Raw genomic sequence first — 15,308 nt, 5'->3', positions numbered from 1 at the left:
TTGTATTAAGGACTTAGTACAATGATACAAAAGGAGTGATTCAATGGCATGGCAGTTTAAGGATCAAAGGCCTATATATATTCAACTAATAGAGCAGATAAAGCTAAAAATAATATCAGGAGAATACAAGCCAGGACAAAAGTTTCCACCCGTAAGAGAATTAGCAGAAGAGGCATCTGTAAATCCTAATACTATACAAAAAGCTTTATCAGAATTAGAACGGACAGGTCTTGTGTATAGTCAAAGAACTAGTGGAAGATTTATTACGGAGGATGTAGATATGATAAAAAATATTAAGCTAGATATAGCTAAAGATCAAGCTCTAAATTTCCTTGCAAGTATGAGAGATTTAGGACTTAGTGGTGAAGAAATAATAGAGTTCGTAGAAAAAATTGCAAAGGAGATGGAGTAATGAGTGAACCTATTTTAGAATGTAAAGGACTAGTAAAAACATATGCCAATAAGGAAGCACTTAAAGGTATTAATTTAACTATAGAAAAGGGTAAAATAGTTGGACTTTTAGGGCCTAATGGTAGTGGAAAAACAACATTAATAAAATTGGCTAATGGATTATTGAAACCAACAGCTGGAGAAATAAAAATAGCAGGTCTTACCCAAGGCATAGAAACTCAAAAAATAGTATCATATCTTCCAGAAAGAACTTATCTTAATGAGTGGATGAAGGTAGCTGATATTGTAACTTTTTTTAAAGATTTTTATGATGATTTTGATGAAAAAAGAGCCTATGACATGTTAAGGAAGCTAAATATAGAGCCAGATGTTAAACTTAAAACATTATCTAAAGGAACTAAAGAGAAGGTTCAACTTATTTTAGTTATGAGTAGGAAGGCACAGCTATACTTTTTAGATGAGCCTATTGCAGGAGTAGATCCAGCAGCAAGAGATTATATTTTAAACACCATAATAAGCAACTATAACGAAAATGCAACGGTAATAATTTCAACTCACTTAATAGCAGATATAGAGAAAGTTTTAGATGATGTTATTTTTATATCTAATGGACAGATAATGTTACAAAAGAGTGTAGATGAAATCAGAGAAAGCAATGGAAAGACTGTAGATGAATTGTTTAGGGAGGTATTTAAATGCTAAGAAAATTAATGAAATATGAATTTAAGGCTATAGGCAGAATAATGATTCCTCTTTATGCTACATTATTATGCTTCGCTATTATTAATAAACTGTTTATCGGAATGAATTCAAACCAAATTAATATGGATTTCCTAGGAGGAATTCCTGCTTTTATAACATTTATGGCCTATGCAGTCACTATGATAGGAGTTTTTGTAGTAACATTTTTTATAATTTTGCAAAGATTCTATAAAAATTTATTTGGAAATGAAGGATATTTGATGAATACTATCCCAGTAAAGAGCTGGCAAAACATTCTTAATAAATTGATAGTATCTATGGTATGGACTATAATAAGCTTGGCGGTAGCGGCAATTTCTATAATTATAATGGCTTATGAACCAGATATATTTAAGTTCATAAGTACTGGATTAAGACATTTTTATTTTGAAATTGGATTAGACATACCTGTTATTATTATAGAATTTGTAATTCTTGGAATTGTATTTTTAGCTCATGAAATTATGATGGTCTATGCATCTCTTTCTATAGGTCAACTATTTAAATCAAAAAAACTTTTAGGAGCTTTTCTTGGATTTATGATAATAAGTATTGTCCAACAAGCAATAGTAGGAATAGGTATAGCCACATTTGCTGCAATTGGAAATTTTGATTATATAGTTCCACAACATATATTCTTTTATTTAATAGCTGGTAGTTTGTTTTTCTTTACAATTTTATTCTGTATAACTAATTATATTTTGAAGAACAGACTTAATCTAGAATAGATTTAGAAAATATTTTAAGCTTTAGTTTTAGTGATATACTTAAAAACTGAAGCTTATTTTTTATTACATGAATGGAGTATTATTCAAAAGAATTTTACAATGAAAACCTTAAAAGGGCGTGAAGATTTGACCTCTGAGGTAAATACAAAATATGGTTCTGACTCAGAGGTTAAATAAAGTTATTTAGTTGTTTCTTTTTTTAATCTCCACATGGCTAATAAAAAACTTCCAATACACATTACTATAAATAATAAAACTACAGGTAGTACATCTGAGAATAAGATAGTATTTCCAATTATTAAACTACGTAATACATTAATAATATGCGTAAAAGGATTTATTAATACAATTGTTCGTAAAGTACCCGTTAAACCTTCAAGAGGAAATAACGCTGTACTTAAAAAGAAAAATGGTAATACAATTGCATTTATTATTGTTTCGTAAATTACTTCATTGGGGAGTAACAAACTCATAGAATATGAAAGCCCTGACATAAAAAATCCAACCATAAATATAAGAAAAATAATTAGTAATATTCCAATTAACCCTGTTTCAACTCTAACAGAAAAAAAGACGCTTATAATATATAAAATGACTACTTCTAAAAATGAAACCAATATTGCCTCTAACATTTGTCCTAAAACAATTGATTTTCGGCTAATAGGAGCAATTAAAATTCTATAAAAACTACCATTAGATCTCATAATGAAATTTATAAACCCACAGCTGCTACAAGCACCAAATGTGACCAAAACAATGATTCCAGGAAGAATAAAAGCAGTATAATTTTGAATTCCTAAACCTTCCATTGTATGGCTAGCAACTGTACTATACATAATTAACCATAGAAGTGGTTGAATTATAGTAAAAATAATTGATAAAGGATTTTCAAAACGCCACTTCATATTTCTCCATAAAATATTTAACATTTCGATTCCTCCATTCTATTTTTATCTGAATTTGTTATTATAAGAAAAATATCTTCTAAGCTTGGCTCTATAATTTCAATTCCATTAAATTTTATATAATTGTCTAAAAGCCATTTGTTAATTTCAATTAAAGCACTGGTACTATTATTAGCTAAGGACATGAATAAAGATTTATTTTTAATAGTAGTAAATTTAGTATTGTACATATTACCTAAAATGTTTTTATATTTTTTAGCATCTTCGTTTGTAGGAAAAATAATACGTAGCATATTTTGTTTTATATAACTTCCTAATTCTTCCCTTGAGCCTTGTGCTAATATTTTCCCCTTTTTCATAATGCATATGGTATCACTTAGAAAGTCAGCTTCCTCAAGATAATGAGTGGTAAGAAAAATTGTTGTTCCTAGCTCATCACGAATTTTCAAAAGCATTTTCCACATAGCTGCTCTTGATTCTACATCCATGCCTACTGTAGGTTCATCTAAAAATAAAATTTCAGGTGAAGAAACTAGATTCATAGCAATGTCAAGCCTACGTTTTACACCACCAGAATAAGAAGAGGTAGGATATTTTAAATAACTAGAAAGATCAAAAATATCTATTAATGTTTTTATTCTTTGTTCAGATTCTCTATTGTTAACTTTATATAGCCTACTTTGAAAAATCATATTTTCCTTTAGAGAAAGATGTTCGTCTATTGAAATTTGCTGCGAAACGCAAGCTATTTGACTTCTTACCCAATGAGGATTTTCACATAGACTTTTTCCTAAAATATTTATTGTACCAGAAGTAGCATTATAAAATGTTGTCAAAATGTTAATCAGTGATGATTTGCCAGCTCCATTTGGACCAAGAAGAGAAAAAATTTCTCCTCTTTTTACGGTTAGATTCAAATCATTTAATGCTTTAACGCCATTTTTATAGTGTTTACTTAGATTTTTAATTTCCATTGCAAACATCTATTTCACCTCATCTATGGGAAATATGATCTCAGTTACATACTTGTTTGGATTACCCTTTAAAAACATTCCAGGTCCTTTAATATAAACTTCACGAAATGGAAGTTTTAAGGAAATAAAATGCTGCTTGGCATATTGATGTATTGCTTCATAGGCAAGAAATAGATTTTCATATGAACCAATATGAGTAGTACAAAGTGCTTTTACTCTAGGCATTTCTTTTATTGATATGCCATTTTTATTTGGAGTTTCAGTAGTAGGAACACAAAGCTCCAATTCACCTATCTTAGTTTGCTTATCTAATGAATGATAGTAAAAGAAAGGGGAACCATTTGATTTTCCACTAATTGATTTGAATACATTTGGAAAGAATTTATTTGCCTCAGTAACATCTCCGTTATATTCCATACAAGCTACTCTAGTAGCTTCAATATTTTTTATTTCCATAGTATAATTCATTTTTTCTCCTTTTATAATTTTTTATTCACTTACTTTATTAATTGCTATCCAAACCTCTGAATGCCCACCAGCAATGGTGGATGTTGCTATTGGGTATATTTCTATATCTGGCAACCCTGCATATTCATAGTTTGAGAATGGTAGCCATTCTGTAAGGAATTTTCTAAATATGGTCTGAATAGATTCTTTAAAATTGCCATTACATTCAAAAATAACCCAAGTTGCTGATGGAATGGTATATTCTATCATATTTTCTGGAGTAGCCTCATTTGTAGCAGTAGCTATATAATAATAAATTTCTTTAGGATTTTTATATACTGATATACCAAGAACACCTTTAGGGCATTGATTATTTAAGTTACAAATTTTAAGATACTCCTCATTTTTGAGCGTTTCACTCCAAAATTCAGGGACTACTTTAAAGTTATATTCAATATTTTCTTGTAAACTAGTTCGTATCCCTACAATTCGAATAGAGTCTTTTTTTTCTATTCGATACTTCATACTTTCACCTCCGCTAATTGATATTGAAAAACTAATTCTTGGATATGCTTCTAGTAGAGTTCCTTCTGTCCTAGCAAGAGTTGGTGCTACACCGTGAACACTTTGAAATGCACGATTAAAAGCAGTTGGTGAGGTATAACCATACTTAAAAGCTATATCTGTAATTTTAATTTCCTTAGTCTGTATTTCAAATGCGGCAATTGTCATACGTCTACGTCTTATATATTCAGCTAAAGGAATACCTGCAATATATGTAAACATACGTTGGAAAGAGTAAGTAGAACAACCTGCTATTTTTCCTATTTCATCATAAGAAATAGTTCCATTCAAATTATTTTCTATATAATCGATAGATTGACTTAGCTTCTTAAACCATTCCATATCATCACCTCCTGAATAAAGTTTAACACGATAAAAAATATATATCCTCTCTTTTGGTGCCCAGTTTTGTAAAGCAATATTTTATTAGAAAAATATGAAGAGCTTCAGAAGGGTTATTTTACTAAATAAAAGGAAAGTTTAATATAGCTAAAAATATGTTAATGAAGAATTTTGAAAAAGAGGTAATTGCAGAGGTAACATCTATCATGACTTTGTCGCAGCTAGACTAGCAATTTTTGAATATATTGAGACTTGGTACAACAGAAGAAGAATCCACAACAGTATAACGAATTGCTTCATTTTTCTTTATAAGATATAATTGATTTAGAATAGTCCGAACAAGAGTTCAGGTATATTTGCTGTCATGCATTAGTGGAAGCATATACTACTAAGGTGGGAGGATATCAATTTCTGTTTAGCCTTACAATATTTAACGTTATAATAGGAGGAGTTATATGAACAAAGAAATACTAATGGTTTTATTGCCTTTATTTGCTGACTGGGAGGTCGCCTTTACCTCTGCTACATTAAATGACCAGATTCAGAACAGAAAATCTGAATATTTCGTAAAAACAGTAGGTCTTACAAAAGAACCCATAAAATCCATTGGAGGGCTCACAGTATTGCCAGATTATTCTATTGTTGATGTTCCAGATAATTATTCTGCTTTGTTGCTAATTGGAGGCATGAGTTGGTGCACAAAAGATAGGAAGCAAACAGAAATAGCCCAAAAATTGATTCCACTTGTACAAAGTGCTATGGATAAGAGTATTCTTGTTGGTGGAATTTGCGATGCATCTACCTTTCTTGGTGCAAATGGATGGTTGAATGACAAAATGCATACAAGTAACACATTGGCAGATCTAAAGCGAGTTGCAGGGAAGGCTTATATTAACGAAGCCAACTATATAGAGCAACAAGCTGTACAACACAAAAATGTAGTAACAGCCAACGGAACCGCATATTTAGAATTTACAAAAGAAGTTTTGCTTGCTTTAAAGACCTACCCCAAAGAGGATATTGAAGCACATTATGACTTTTACAAAAATGGGTACTATGAGGCAATAAAGAAATACCACATTGCAAAAGGAATATAGGACTTGCAATAGTGTATTAATCGTAAAAAGGATGCTGGGCAATAATGCTCGGCATTTATTCATTGGGTAGAGTAAGCGAACATACCAAATCAGAGAGTTTGTGTGCCTGCTTATAAGATAATGATAAAAATTTGAAAAATGTAAGAAGGGTTAATAAGGAGGAAGAAATGAAAGTAACATATCAATGCTTGGATTGTTTGTCTAGGCAGATAATTAAAGTGGCATCTACAAGTACACAGGATGTTCTATTGCAACAAAAAATTATTAGAAAATCATTTAAAATGCTTAGTGAGATTACTTTTGATGAATCGGCTCCATATTTGGGAAGAATGGTTAATAAATATGTTAATGAAGAATTAGATATTGAAGACCCTTACGAAAAAATTAAGGAAGACAGCAATATTTTAGCCTTTAAACTCTGTGATGAATTTCAATTAGAAAAAACAATTAGAAATAGTGTATCACCTATAGATACGGCTTGTAGACTGGCAATAGCTGGCAACATAATTGATTTTAGTGCCCATAATGATATAGGTGAAATGAAGATTAGAGAAACAATAAAAAACTGTTTAAATGAAGATATAGTCGGAATTACTGGTGAAGAGCTATTAGAGCATGTAAACAATAGTAATAAAATTTTGTATTTGGCTGATAATTCAGGAGAAATAGTTTTTGACAAATTGTTAATCAATGAGTTACCAAAAGAAAAAATTACATATGTAGTAAAAGCAAGGCCTATAGTGAACGATGCAACTATGAAAGATGCAATAGATGTAAAAATTACAGAACTAGTTAGAGTTATAGATAATGGCTCTGATTCACAAGGTACAATATTTTCCTTATGCTCAGAAAAGTTTAAGAAAGAATTTGAAGAAGCAGATTTAATTATATCTAAAGGACAAGCAAATTATGAAACCTTGAGTGAAATAAATAATAAAAAAATCATTTATTTATTTAAAGCAAAATGCGGTCCTGTAGCAAATGATATAAAATGTGATATTGGAAGTTGTGTGATGAAGATACTATAAAGTTTAATTCATTAGAATTTATGTAAGGGAGATAAATAAAATGAAAATTGCTATTTTATCAGATATACATGGAAATGCAGGAGCTTTAAAGAATATTTTGAGAAAAATACAGAAGGAAAACATAGAGAATATAATTATTGCAGGGGATCTAGTAGGTGAGTGTGTCGATAACGATGAAGTTATTCATATAGTTAAGGAGTTAAATCCTTGGATTATTAAAGGGAATAAGGAACAATATATACTTGATTATCATAGTGGTAAAAATAAGCATTGGAAAGAGTATAATCAGATGGCTGCAATGGTATGGGCATATGAAAATATGAGTGTGGATAGTATTACATATATTGAAAATCTTCCTGAGGAAATATCCATTAATTTAGAAGGGAAAGCCCCTATAAGGGTTGTACATGGGTCACCAGGTCATATGTCAAAGGGCATTTATCAAAAAGATTTTCCTCAGATATTGCACCAAGTAGCATCAAGTATAGAAGAGTCTACTCTAATATGTGGACATACCCATACACAATGGTATGAGGAAGTAGATAATAAATTAATAATAAATCCAGGTGGCATAGGGATATTTTTCAATAAAAGCAGAAAATCAGAGTATGGAGTGTTAACATGGGAGGATAATAAGTGGAAAGTTGACCTTAGAACTGTTGATTTTAACATAGACGACTTGGAAAAAAGATTTGTTGAAAGTGGAGTTTTTAGTGAAGCAAGACCTTGGTGTAGAATAATACTTGAAAGCATGAGGCAAGGCGAATTTAGGCATATAGAGTTTATAAAATTTGCTATGTCTTTGGCTAGAGAGCATGGATTAGAGAAAGTAGATTTAATACCTAATGACATATGGTATAAGGCTGAAAAAATATGGTTTGGTACATCAAATATGTTCTAATACAATGTTGAAACGGAGCTAACTTTAAGTTTGTTTTAATATAGTGTTGATAATGAACCACATATTATTGCGAAGAAAACCATTTGCAGGAAGGTTAGATTTACTTGAATAGAGCCTTAGTAAATCAAGCTTTCGAAACGGTTTAAGTGTAAACTTAGATTCCTGCAGAGCAAAGGAATCTCTAGTTGCCTGTACCCGGATGGGTGAACTTATGCAAAGCTGTGAATAATAATATGTAGTTCTAAAATCAACAACCATTTAAAACAAAGCCAAATTTTTATACTACTCTTTATTTTGATATAGTCATTTCAGATTGAACTTTATTGATTAATTTATGTTTTATTACTATGTAACATACTAAATGTATACCAGCAGTTATTGTCCAAGATATAGGATATGATAAATAAAGAGCTTTCAAATTTCTAGTAGAAGCAAATACAGTAAAAATCCAAACTATTCTAAAACCACATACCCCTAATATGCTAACCATCATTGGAAGCATTGAATTACCCATACCTCGTAGAAGTCCTACTAAAACATCCATAAATCCGCATAAGAAGTAAGTTGTACATATGGCACTCATTCGTACTATTCCCATTTCGATTACCTGAGGATCAGAAGTATAAACACCTAATAGAGGTTTGCTAAATAGAAAAGCAACACTGCCTAGTAATATTCCAGTGAGAATTACGAAGGGAACACAAATTTTGAAAACTTGTCCAATACGCTCATATTTTTTAGCTCCAACATTTTGTCCTGTAAAAGTTAGTGCAGTTTGGTATATTGCATTCATGGAAGCATAAACAAATCCCTCTATATTTGAAGCAGCAGCATTTCCAGCCATAACCACAGATCCAAAGGAATTAATACCAGATTGAATTAATACATTAGATATTGAAAAAATAGAACCTTGTATTCCAGCTGGTAATCCGATTTTTGTAATATGAATTAATTTATCTTTATGTATTTTAATCTTCTTTAAATTTAATTTAATGCTTCCATCACATCTCATAAGGCAAATCACTATTAATGCAGCTGAAATGCATTGAGATATAACTGTAGCTAGTGCTACACCAGAAACTCCTAGTTTGAAGAAGATTACAAATATTAAATTGAGCACAACATTTATAATTCCAGATATAGTTAAAAAGTAAAGAGGACGTTTAGTGTCTCCTATTGCACGTAAAATAGCACTTCCGAAATTATAAACCATAGCAGCTGGTATACCAATAAAATAAATTCGCATGTATAAGGTAGCATAATTTAATACATCATTAGGTGTACCCATGGCCACTAGTAATTTTTCAGCCATTAGGATTCCAAATATACCTACAGCAATGCCGCCCCAAATACTTATACATATAGATGTATGAACGGTTTCAGTTACATCTTTGCTCTTACCAGCACCATAATTTTGAGAAACAACAACGCTGGCTCCCATAGAAAGACCTATAAATACATTAACAATTAAATTAATTAAAGATGAGGTTGATCCAACAGCAGCTAATGCCACGCTTCCTGAATATCTACCAACAACTATAATATTTACAGTATTGTATAGCAATTGAAGAATTCCTGTTAGCATTAATGGAAATGAAAAAATCAGTATTTTTTTAAACAAGGGTCCATTACACATGTCCATTTCATGCTTAGATTTTAACTTTTTCATAATATATTCACCTACGATAACCTTGTACTCATATTTTTCATTTGGTCCTAAGTAATTATATCATAAATTCATTTCTATAATCTCCTAATTAAGGAAATTATATAGGTGGTAATATGGATATTTAATAAGCGAGCCTAAATGACTCGCTTATTATGTACGATGATAATAACATCTGACTATTCCACCACAAAGTCCTCTGATTTAAAATTGCTGTAGTATCTTCCAATTTCAGCTGTAAATCGCAATACACAATAGTCTGGGTCAGTAACACCTAGAGGGTAGTACATGGTATCTCCCTCACGCCAAATCAGTTCTTTAGTGGCGGAGTCTTCAAGTACTTCCATGGTTCCCTTTAACATAACACCCCTAAAAAAGCGTTTGTCATAAAAATAGATACTTGCTTTAGCGTTTTCACTATACTGATGAACTCTCATGGATGATGTGTTAGTAGTAAAATAAAACTGCTTAATGCCTTCTCTTTTACGAGGAGGAAGCATGGCTTTTGTATTTGGGAAGCCATCTTTGTCTATGGAATTGATAAAAGAAACACCTTGTTTATCGATAAGATTTCCTATTGTTTGTTCTGCGTTTTTCATCATATGAAACACCTCTTGTAAAATTAATAATTTACATAATTATACTATTTTAGAACAATCATGTAAATTATTAATTTTGTGTATATACATATTTCATTAATCGATGATATTAATCCTCGCTTTTTTTAGAGGCTGAGATTTGTTTATTTCCTTCTTATCTTTTGCCATAAGTTTAAGAAAAAATTTCCAAAGCCTAATTGTTCACCTATATTGTTTGCGAGTTCCCTAAAAATTCTAGTAACCACTATATATATAAATACAACCATTAAAATTTGTAAAGCATATTGGATATATTCCATAAATCTTCCTTATAGGCAATGAAATAATCGACGGCATTGCGGCACATAGTAATATAATCTATTATGTATTTATATTCATATTATACCAAATATTTGAAAAGTGTGTATAGCTAATAGATAGAATACAGCAATTTATATTTAGTTATGTAAAATAATTGAAGTATATTTCCACATATTCTATAATGAAATATAAGAATTATTGTAAGATAAGATTAAGTTATTAAATAACTTATGGTGAGTTAATGAGAAGTGACTCACAATTTGAAGATTATATCATGGAATTTATTAAATAATTCTTCATAAAATTTTATTTACATAAAGTAGAGGTTAAAAAATGAAAGTATATTACAATTCAAGTCTATGGAGCAAAGGCAAAGGGTTTTGCGGCTTACCACAGATGATAAACTGGCAGTTTGAGTATCAAGGAACGAAACGTTGTATTTCTGTTATATATCATTTTCCGAATGGTATTGTTTTTGATATTATCACCTTTTTGGAGGAAGAGAAGCTTTGTGAGTTTTTTAAAAAGTATGAAGCTGTGGAGGAATCTTTGACCCAATTACAAAGACGTTGCGCAGAGCAGGAACATCCCTATCAGACTGTACCCCTAAAAGAAATATGGATAAACGGAAAACAAGTAGAAGGGGGATATTCGTCTAGCAGTAGCATGAGCATATCATGGGAACCACAGAATGATGAAATGACACTTGTGGAAAAGGCATATTCATCTATCCTAAAGGATACCTCGTGTTTTGCCTGTGAACGCTTTTGTGTGCCATATCCTGAAACAAACTCTAAAATTCAGAAACTAATGCGTTTTTTGAGGCTGGGAAGAGTGAACAGCTTAAAGATTTCTACTTATCCTGTTCAATGGTTTTCTCCTCTGGATATACATTTTGAAATGTCAGCAGATGAAGAGGAAAAAGAACTTTGTTTTAAACATCCTGTAACTGGAATAACACATACAATGTATTTCCAAAGTATTGAACGTGCAAAAGTTCCCTTTGGAACAGACATAAATAGTAGCATCTACACTACACAGTCAATGTATGAAATAGAGCCTGCTTTGTCACAAGGTGACACCTTGCAATTTAACAGCAGTATCCAATATACAGAGCCACTGGAAGATGACTTCAGCCCTAACGCTACCTCGTCCATTGGTATTATTGGTGGAGCATGCGGTCCTACATCAATTTTTCTTTCATCAACAGGGGAAGAAAAAAACCTTTCTTGTGGTTTACATGGACTTCCACTATATAGTTGTTTTTCAGTACCAAGTTTTCAACAGGAAGATACCGTACGCTTTATCATTGAGGGTATCAATACTCAAAGTTATGATAGCAAAGAGTATAGTTTTATTAAAAAAACAGCCTCCTTATGAAGACTGTTTCATCTTTATGTATCCTGTGCGGATATCCATTTATTAATCATAAAACCCTAAAATCTTTAATGCTTTCTCCAAGAATATAGTGTGAAAACCACATCAAATTCTGCTTCATAATAGCCCTATTAATTCCTGGTTTGTTAGAGCTATATCCCATTCCTTTAAATATAACTAATTCTGTATCAACTTCCATATCCCTTAGTCCTTTATATAGCTCATATGCATTTGGAGCTGGAACTCCTGCATCCTCTTCACCATGTTGGATCAAGGTGGGAGTGCAGGCTGATTTAATATAGGTTCTATTGCTCTCATTTGTGCAGCATTAAGAGTCTTTTCTGCAGCTGAAAAATGTTTAATTCTAACATCTGGAATATATAGATATTTATATATTTATATGTTTATATATTTATATAGTTAAATATTAGGCTTTGTTTTAAATGATTGTTGATTTTAGAACTATATATTATTACGAAGCAATCCATTTGCAGGAAGCTTAGATTTACTTAGGTACTACGAAAGGAAAAAGCGTTAAGAAATACAACCTGTTCGAGGGAATCGAGTTGTTGTATTTTAGCTTTTTACTTGAATAGGGCCTTAGTAAATCAAGCTTTCGAAACGGATTGTGATTAATAATATATAGTTCGTTATCAACACTGCATTAAAACAAAGCCAAATATTAAAATATATTTTACTAAATTTAAGGATAACAAATAATTCAAATTGTTTAGAAATATCGCAAATATTGACGATGAAAATTTGTAGAAGTATAATTAACCAATAATAATTATTTGGGTGATTTAAAAAAATGGAGTGTTACGGATGGTAGCCATGGGATAAAATTAATATTGGTAATAATAATTTGTAGTAAATGAGGTGAAAGTATGGAGATTTATTTTGATAATAGTGCTACGACAAAGCCTTATGAAGAGGTAATAGAAGCAGTTTCTGATGCTATGAGAAATATTTATGGCAATCCATCTTCTGCTCATGGATTAGGTATGAAAGCGGAACAAAAGCTTAATGAGTGCAGAGAAAGACTTGCAAAAACTATTAATTCCTCTAAGGATGAAATAATATTTACATCTGGAGGAAGTGAAAGTAATAATTTTTTAATTAGTGGATTTGTTAAGGCTGGGGGACATGTAATAACCAGCAAAATTGAGCATGCTAGTGTTATTGGTATATGTAGGGAACTTGAGAAAAATGGAGTTAAGGTTACATACTTAAACATAGATAGTAATGGAAGAATAGATTTAGAGGAGTTAAGAGAAGCCATAAATAAAGATACCCAGCTAATTACTATCATGCAGGTTAACAACGAAGTAGGTGTTATCCAGGATATAGAAGCCATTGGAAAGTTAATAAAAGAAAAAAGCAGTAGAGCAAAGTTTCACGTGGATGGGGTACAAAGCTATGGAAAGCTAAAAACTGACGTACAAAAATGTAAAATTGACCTTCTTTCTGTAAGTGGTCATAAAATTCATGGTCCTAGAGGGGTAGGCTTCGCCTATATAAGAAAAGGTCTTGTTCCGAGGCCATTAATTTTTGGAGGAGGTCAAGAAAGAACCTTTAGGTCAGGAACTGAAAATTTGCCTTCTGTAATAGGTTTAACTACTGCTGCAGAAAAAATATATAAAAATAATAATGAAAATTTCAATAAAGTAATTGATTTAAAGGCTTATTTTATAGAGAATTTGAAAACCATAGAAGGAGTTAGAATTAATAGTGAAGGAGAATATTATTCACCTTACATATTGAGCGTTTCCTTTAAAGGAGTTAGAGCAGAGGTGCTGTTACATCTTCTTGAAGAAAAGGGCATATACGTTTCCACAGGTTCTGCTTGTTCTTCAAAGGATACGAAAGATAGCCATGTGCTTTTAGCCTTAGGTTTAAAAAACGACGAAATTAAAGGCACAATAAGATTTAGCTTTTGTGAGTATAATACCAAGGAAGAAGTGGATCATACCATTGATACACTAAAAGCTTCACTAAAATTTTTAAGGAGAGTTACGAAATGAGAAAGCTGATATTAGTTAAATATGCACCAGAGATATTTTTAAAGGGTTTAAACAGAAATAAGTTTGAGAAAAAGTTAAAGGATAATATAGCTAATGTGTTAAAAGGGGTTGCATATGAATTTGTAGTAGATCAAAATAGATGGTTTATTTATTCAGAAAACCTAGAAGCGGTAATAGAAAAAGTAAAAAAAGTATTTGGAGTTTCAGAGCTATGTGTGGTTTCAGAGGTAGAAGCAGAGCTTGAAGCCATAGAAAAACAAGCATTATTAGAGCTAGTAGATACCAAAGCGGAAACCTTTAAAGTAGAAACTAATAGAGCTAACAAAGCTTTTTCCATGAATTCCATGGAAGTAAGCAGAACCGTTGGAGCATACATATTAGAAAATAGCCAGGGTATTTCTGTAGATGTTAACAAACCTCAGTGTGTTGTAAATGTTGAAATAAGGGGAAGAGCTTATGTTTTCTGCAAGAGAATAAAAGCAGTAGGAGGACTTCCTTATGGAATGAATGGAAGCACTATGCTAATGCTATCAGGAGGTATAGATTCTCCAGTAGCAGGTTACATGATGGCAAGAAGAGGGGTAGAACTTAATTGTGTATATTATCACAGCCATCCATACACCAGTGAAAGAGCTAAAGATAAGGTTAAACAGCTGGCAGATATTTTAAGAGGATATACTGGCAAGTTAAACTTATATGTAGTGCCATTCACAGATATTCAAATGGATATAATTGAAAAGTGTCCAGAAGATGAGCTTACTATAATTATGAGAAGATTTATGATGAGAGTTGCCTGTAAGCTAGCAGAAATTCAAAATGTACATTCAGTAACTACGGGAGAAAGTATAGGGCAGGTAGCAAGTCAAACTATGGAGAGTCTTGTGGTAAGTGATGATGTATCAGATAGACCAGTGTTTAGACCACTTGTTTCAATGGATAAAGAAGACATTATGGATATAGCAAGAAAAATAGATACCTATGAAACCTCTATTTTACCTTATGAAGATTGTTGTACAGTGTTTGTACCAAAGCATCCTAAAACAAAGCCAAGGTTAGAACATATAATTAAATCTGAAAGTGTATTGGAAATTGAGAAATTAGTAGATGAAGCTATAAAAAATGTAGAAGTTTATAAATAGTTTATCTATTGTGATGTAAATTACGGAAGGTCCTATAGAATATAATTATGTGATTAATAAATTTA

General features: G+C 31.4%; 17 protein-coding genes. 10 read left to right on the top strand and 7 right to left on the bottom strand.

The features are described from left to right. Window positions 1–43 precede the first annotated feature (43 nt). Genes ACI48Q_RS12490 through ACI48Q_RS12480 form a run of 3 tightly spaced genes read left to right on the top strand, consistent with a single transcriptional unit; the run spans window position 44 to window position 1,880 of the window. Window positions 44–412: a GntR family transcriptional regulator gene (locus ACI48Q_RS12490; protein ID WP_474919411.1), complete on the top strand. Its 369-nt coding sequence runs from the start codon at window positions 44–46 to the stop codon at window positions 410–412. Beyond that, window positions 412–1,113, top strand: coding sequence for an ABC transporter ATP-binding protein (locus tag ACI48Q_RS12485; protein ID WP_474919410.1), 702 nt, complete (start codon window positions 412–414; stop codon window positions 1,111–1,113). The genes ACI48Q_RS12490 and ACI48Q_RS12485 overlap by 1 nt, the downstream gene beginning before the upstream one ends. Beyond that, window positions 1,107–1,880, top strand: coding sequence for an ABC transporter permease (locus tag ACI48Q_RS12480; RefSeq protein WP_474919409.1), 774 nt, complete (start codon window positions 1,107–1,109; stop codon window positions 1,878–1,880). The genes ACI48Q_RS12485 and ACI48Q_RS12480 overlap by 7 nt, the downstream gene beginning before the upstream one ends. Window positions 1,881–2,059: 179 nt before the next feature. Here the strand turns inward: ACI48Q_RS12480 and ACI48Q_RS12475 are convergent, their stop codons facing one another. From ACI48Q_RS12475 to ACI48Q_RS12460, 4 genes are read right to left on the bottom strand one after another with little or no spacing between them, the layout of a single operon-like run. Continuing rightward, a complete protein-coding gene (locus ACI48Q_RS12475) occupies window positions 2,060–2,809 on the bottom strand; it encodes an ABC transporter permease (RefSeq protein WP_474919408.1) in 750 nt (249 codons plus the stop codon). Next, window positions 2,803–3,768 (bottom strand): ABC transporter ATP-binding protein, encoded by a 966-nt coding sequence (locus ACI48Q_RS12470; protein WP_474919407.1) that lies wholly within the window; start codon window positions 3,766–3,768, stop codon window positions 2,803–2,805. Before ACI48Q_RS12470 ends, ACI48Q_RS12475 begins: the two co-directional genes overlap by 7 nt. Next, window positions 3,769–4,227 (bottom strand): GyrI-like domain-containing protein, encoded by a 459-nt coding sequence (locus tag ACI48Q_RS12465; RefSeq protein ID WP_474919406.1) that lies wholly within the window; start codon window positions 4,225–4,227, stop codon window positions 3,769–3,771. A 21-nt stretch (window positions 4,228–4,248) separates the two neighbouring features. After that, window positions 4,249–5,112: an AraC family transcriptional regulator gene (locus ACI48Q_RS12460; RefSeq protein ID WP_474919405.1), complete on the bottom strand. Its 864-nt coding sequence runs from the start codon at window positions 5,110–5,112 to the stop codon at window positions 4,249–4,251. A gap of 199 nt (window positions 5,113–5,311) precedes the next feature. On the opposite strand from ACI48Q_RS12460, the gene ACI48Q_RS12455 reads away from it, so the two are divergent. From ACI48Q_RS12455 to ACI48Q_RS12440, 4 genes are all read left to right on the top strand, one after another. Further along, window positions 5,312–5,431, top strand: a complete 120-nt coding sequence (locus ACI48Q_RS12455; RefSeq protein ID WP_474919534.1) for a hypothetical protein — start codon at window positions 5,312–5,314, stop codon at window positions 5,429–5,431. Between the two features lie 136 nt (window positions 5,432–5,567). Continuing rightward, on the top strand, window positions 5,568–6,209 hold the full coding sequence (locus ACI48Q_RS12450) for a DJ-1/PfpI family protein (protein WP_474919404.1): 642 nt from the start codon (window positions 5,568–5,570) through the stop codon (window positions 6,207–6,209). 167 nt (window positions 6,210–6,376) lie between these two features. Beyond that, window positions 6,377–7,237 (top strand): damage-control phosphatase ARMT1 family protein, encoded by an 861-nt coding sequence (locus tag ACI48Q_RS12445; protein ID WP_474919403.1) that lies wholly within the window; start codon window positions 6,377–6,379, stop codon window positions 7,235–7,237. Between the two features lie 40 nt (window positions 7,238–7,277). Beyond that, window positions 7,278–8,138 (top strand): metallophosphoesterase family protein, encoded by an 861-nt coding sequence (locus ACI48Q_RS12440; RefSeq protein WP_474919402.1) that lies wholly within the window; start codon window positions 7,278–7,280, stop codon window positions 8,136–8,138. A gap of 289 nt (window positions 8,139–8,427) precedes the next feature. On the opposite strand, the gene ACI48Q_RS12435 is transcribed toward ACI48Q_RS12440, so the two are convergent. Both ACI48Q_RS12435 and ACI48Q_RS12430 read right to left on the bottom strand, forming a co-directional pair. Beyond that, a complete protein-coding gene (locus tag ACI48Q_RS12435; RefSeq protein WP_474919401.1) occupies window positions 8,428–9,807 on the bottom strand; it encodes an MATE family efflux transporter in 1,380 nt (459 codons plus the stop codon). A gap of 176 nt (window positions 9,808–9,983) precedes the next feature. Further along, on the bottom strand, window positions 9,984–10,406 hold the full coding sequence (locus tag ACI48Q_RS12430) for a pyridoxamine 5'-phosphate oxidase family protein (protein WP_474919400.1): 423 nt from the start codon (window positions 10,404–10,406) through the stop codon (window positions 9,984–9,986). 846 nt (window positions 10,407–11,252) lie between these two features. Here ACI48Q_RS12430 and ACI48Q_RS12425 point away from each other — a divergent pair. Beyond that, window positions 11,253–12,083, top strand: coding sequence for a hypothetical protein (locus tag ACI48Q_RS12425; protein ID WP_474919399.1), 831 nt, complete (start codon window positions 11,253–11,255; stop codon window positions 12,081–12,083). A gap of 46 nt (window positions 12,084–12,129) precedes the next feature. Here ACI48Q_RS12425 and ACI48Q_RS12420 read toward each other — a convergent pair whose 3' ends face one another. Next, window positions 12,130–12,378, bottom strand: coding sequence for an alpha/beta hydrolase family protein (locus ACI48Q_RS12420; protein ID WP_474919533.1), 249 nt, complete (start codon window positions 12,376–12,378; stop codon window positions 12,130–12,132). 589 nt (window positions 12,379–12,967) lie between these two features. Between ACI48Q_RS12420 and ACI48Q_RS12415 the strand changes: the two genes are divergently transcribed. Both ACI48Q_RS12415 and thiI read left to right on the top strand, forming a co-directional pair. Further along, the gene (locus ACI48Q_RS12415; protein WP_474919398.1) at window positions 12,968–14,104 is read left to right on the top strand and encodes a cysteine desulfurase family protein; all 1,137 of its coding nucleotides are present in this window, start codon (window positions 12,968–12,970) and stop codon (window positions 14,102–14,104) included. After that, the gene (gene thiI / locus ACI48Q_RS12410; RefSeq protein WP_474919397.1) at window positions 14,101–15,243 is read left to right on the top strand and encodes a tRNA uracil 4-sulfurtransferase ThiI; all 1,143 of its coding nucleotides are present in this window, start codon (window positions 14,101–14,103) and stop codon (window positions 15,241–15,243) included. The genes ACI48Q_RS12415 and thiI overlap by 4 nt, the downstream gene beginning before the upstream one ends. Window positions 15,244–15,308 lie beyond the last annotated feature (65 nt).

This window comes from Clostridium sp. LXY-7, from assembly GCF_056172015.1.
This window is presented reverse-complemented; position numbering and strand designations above follow the sequence as displayed.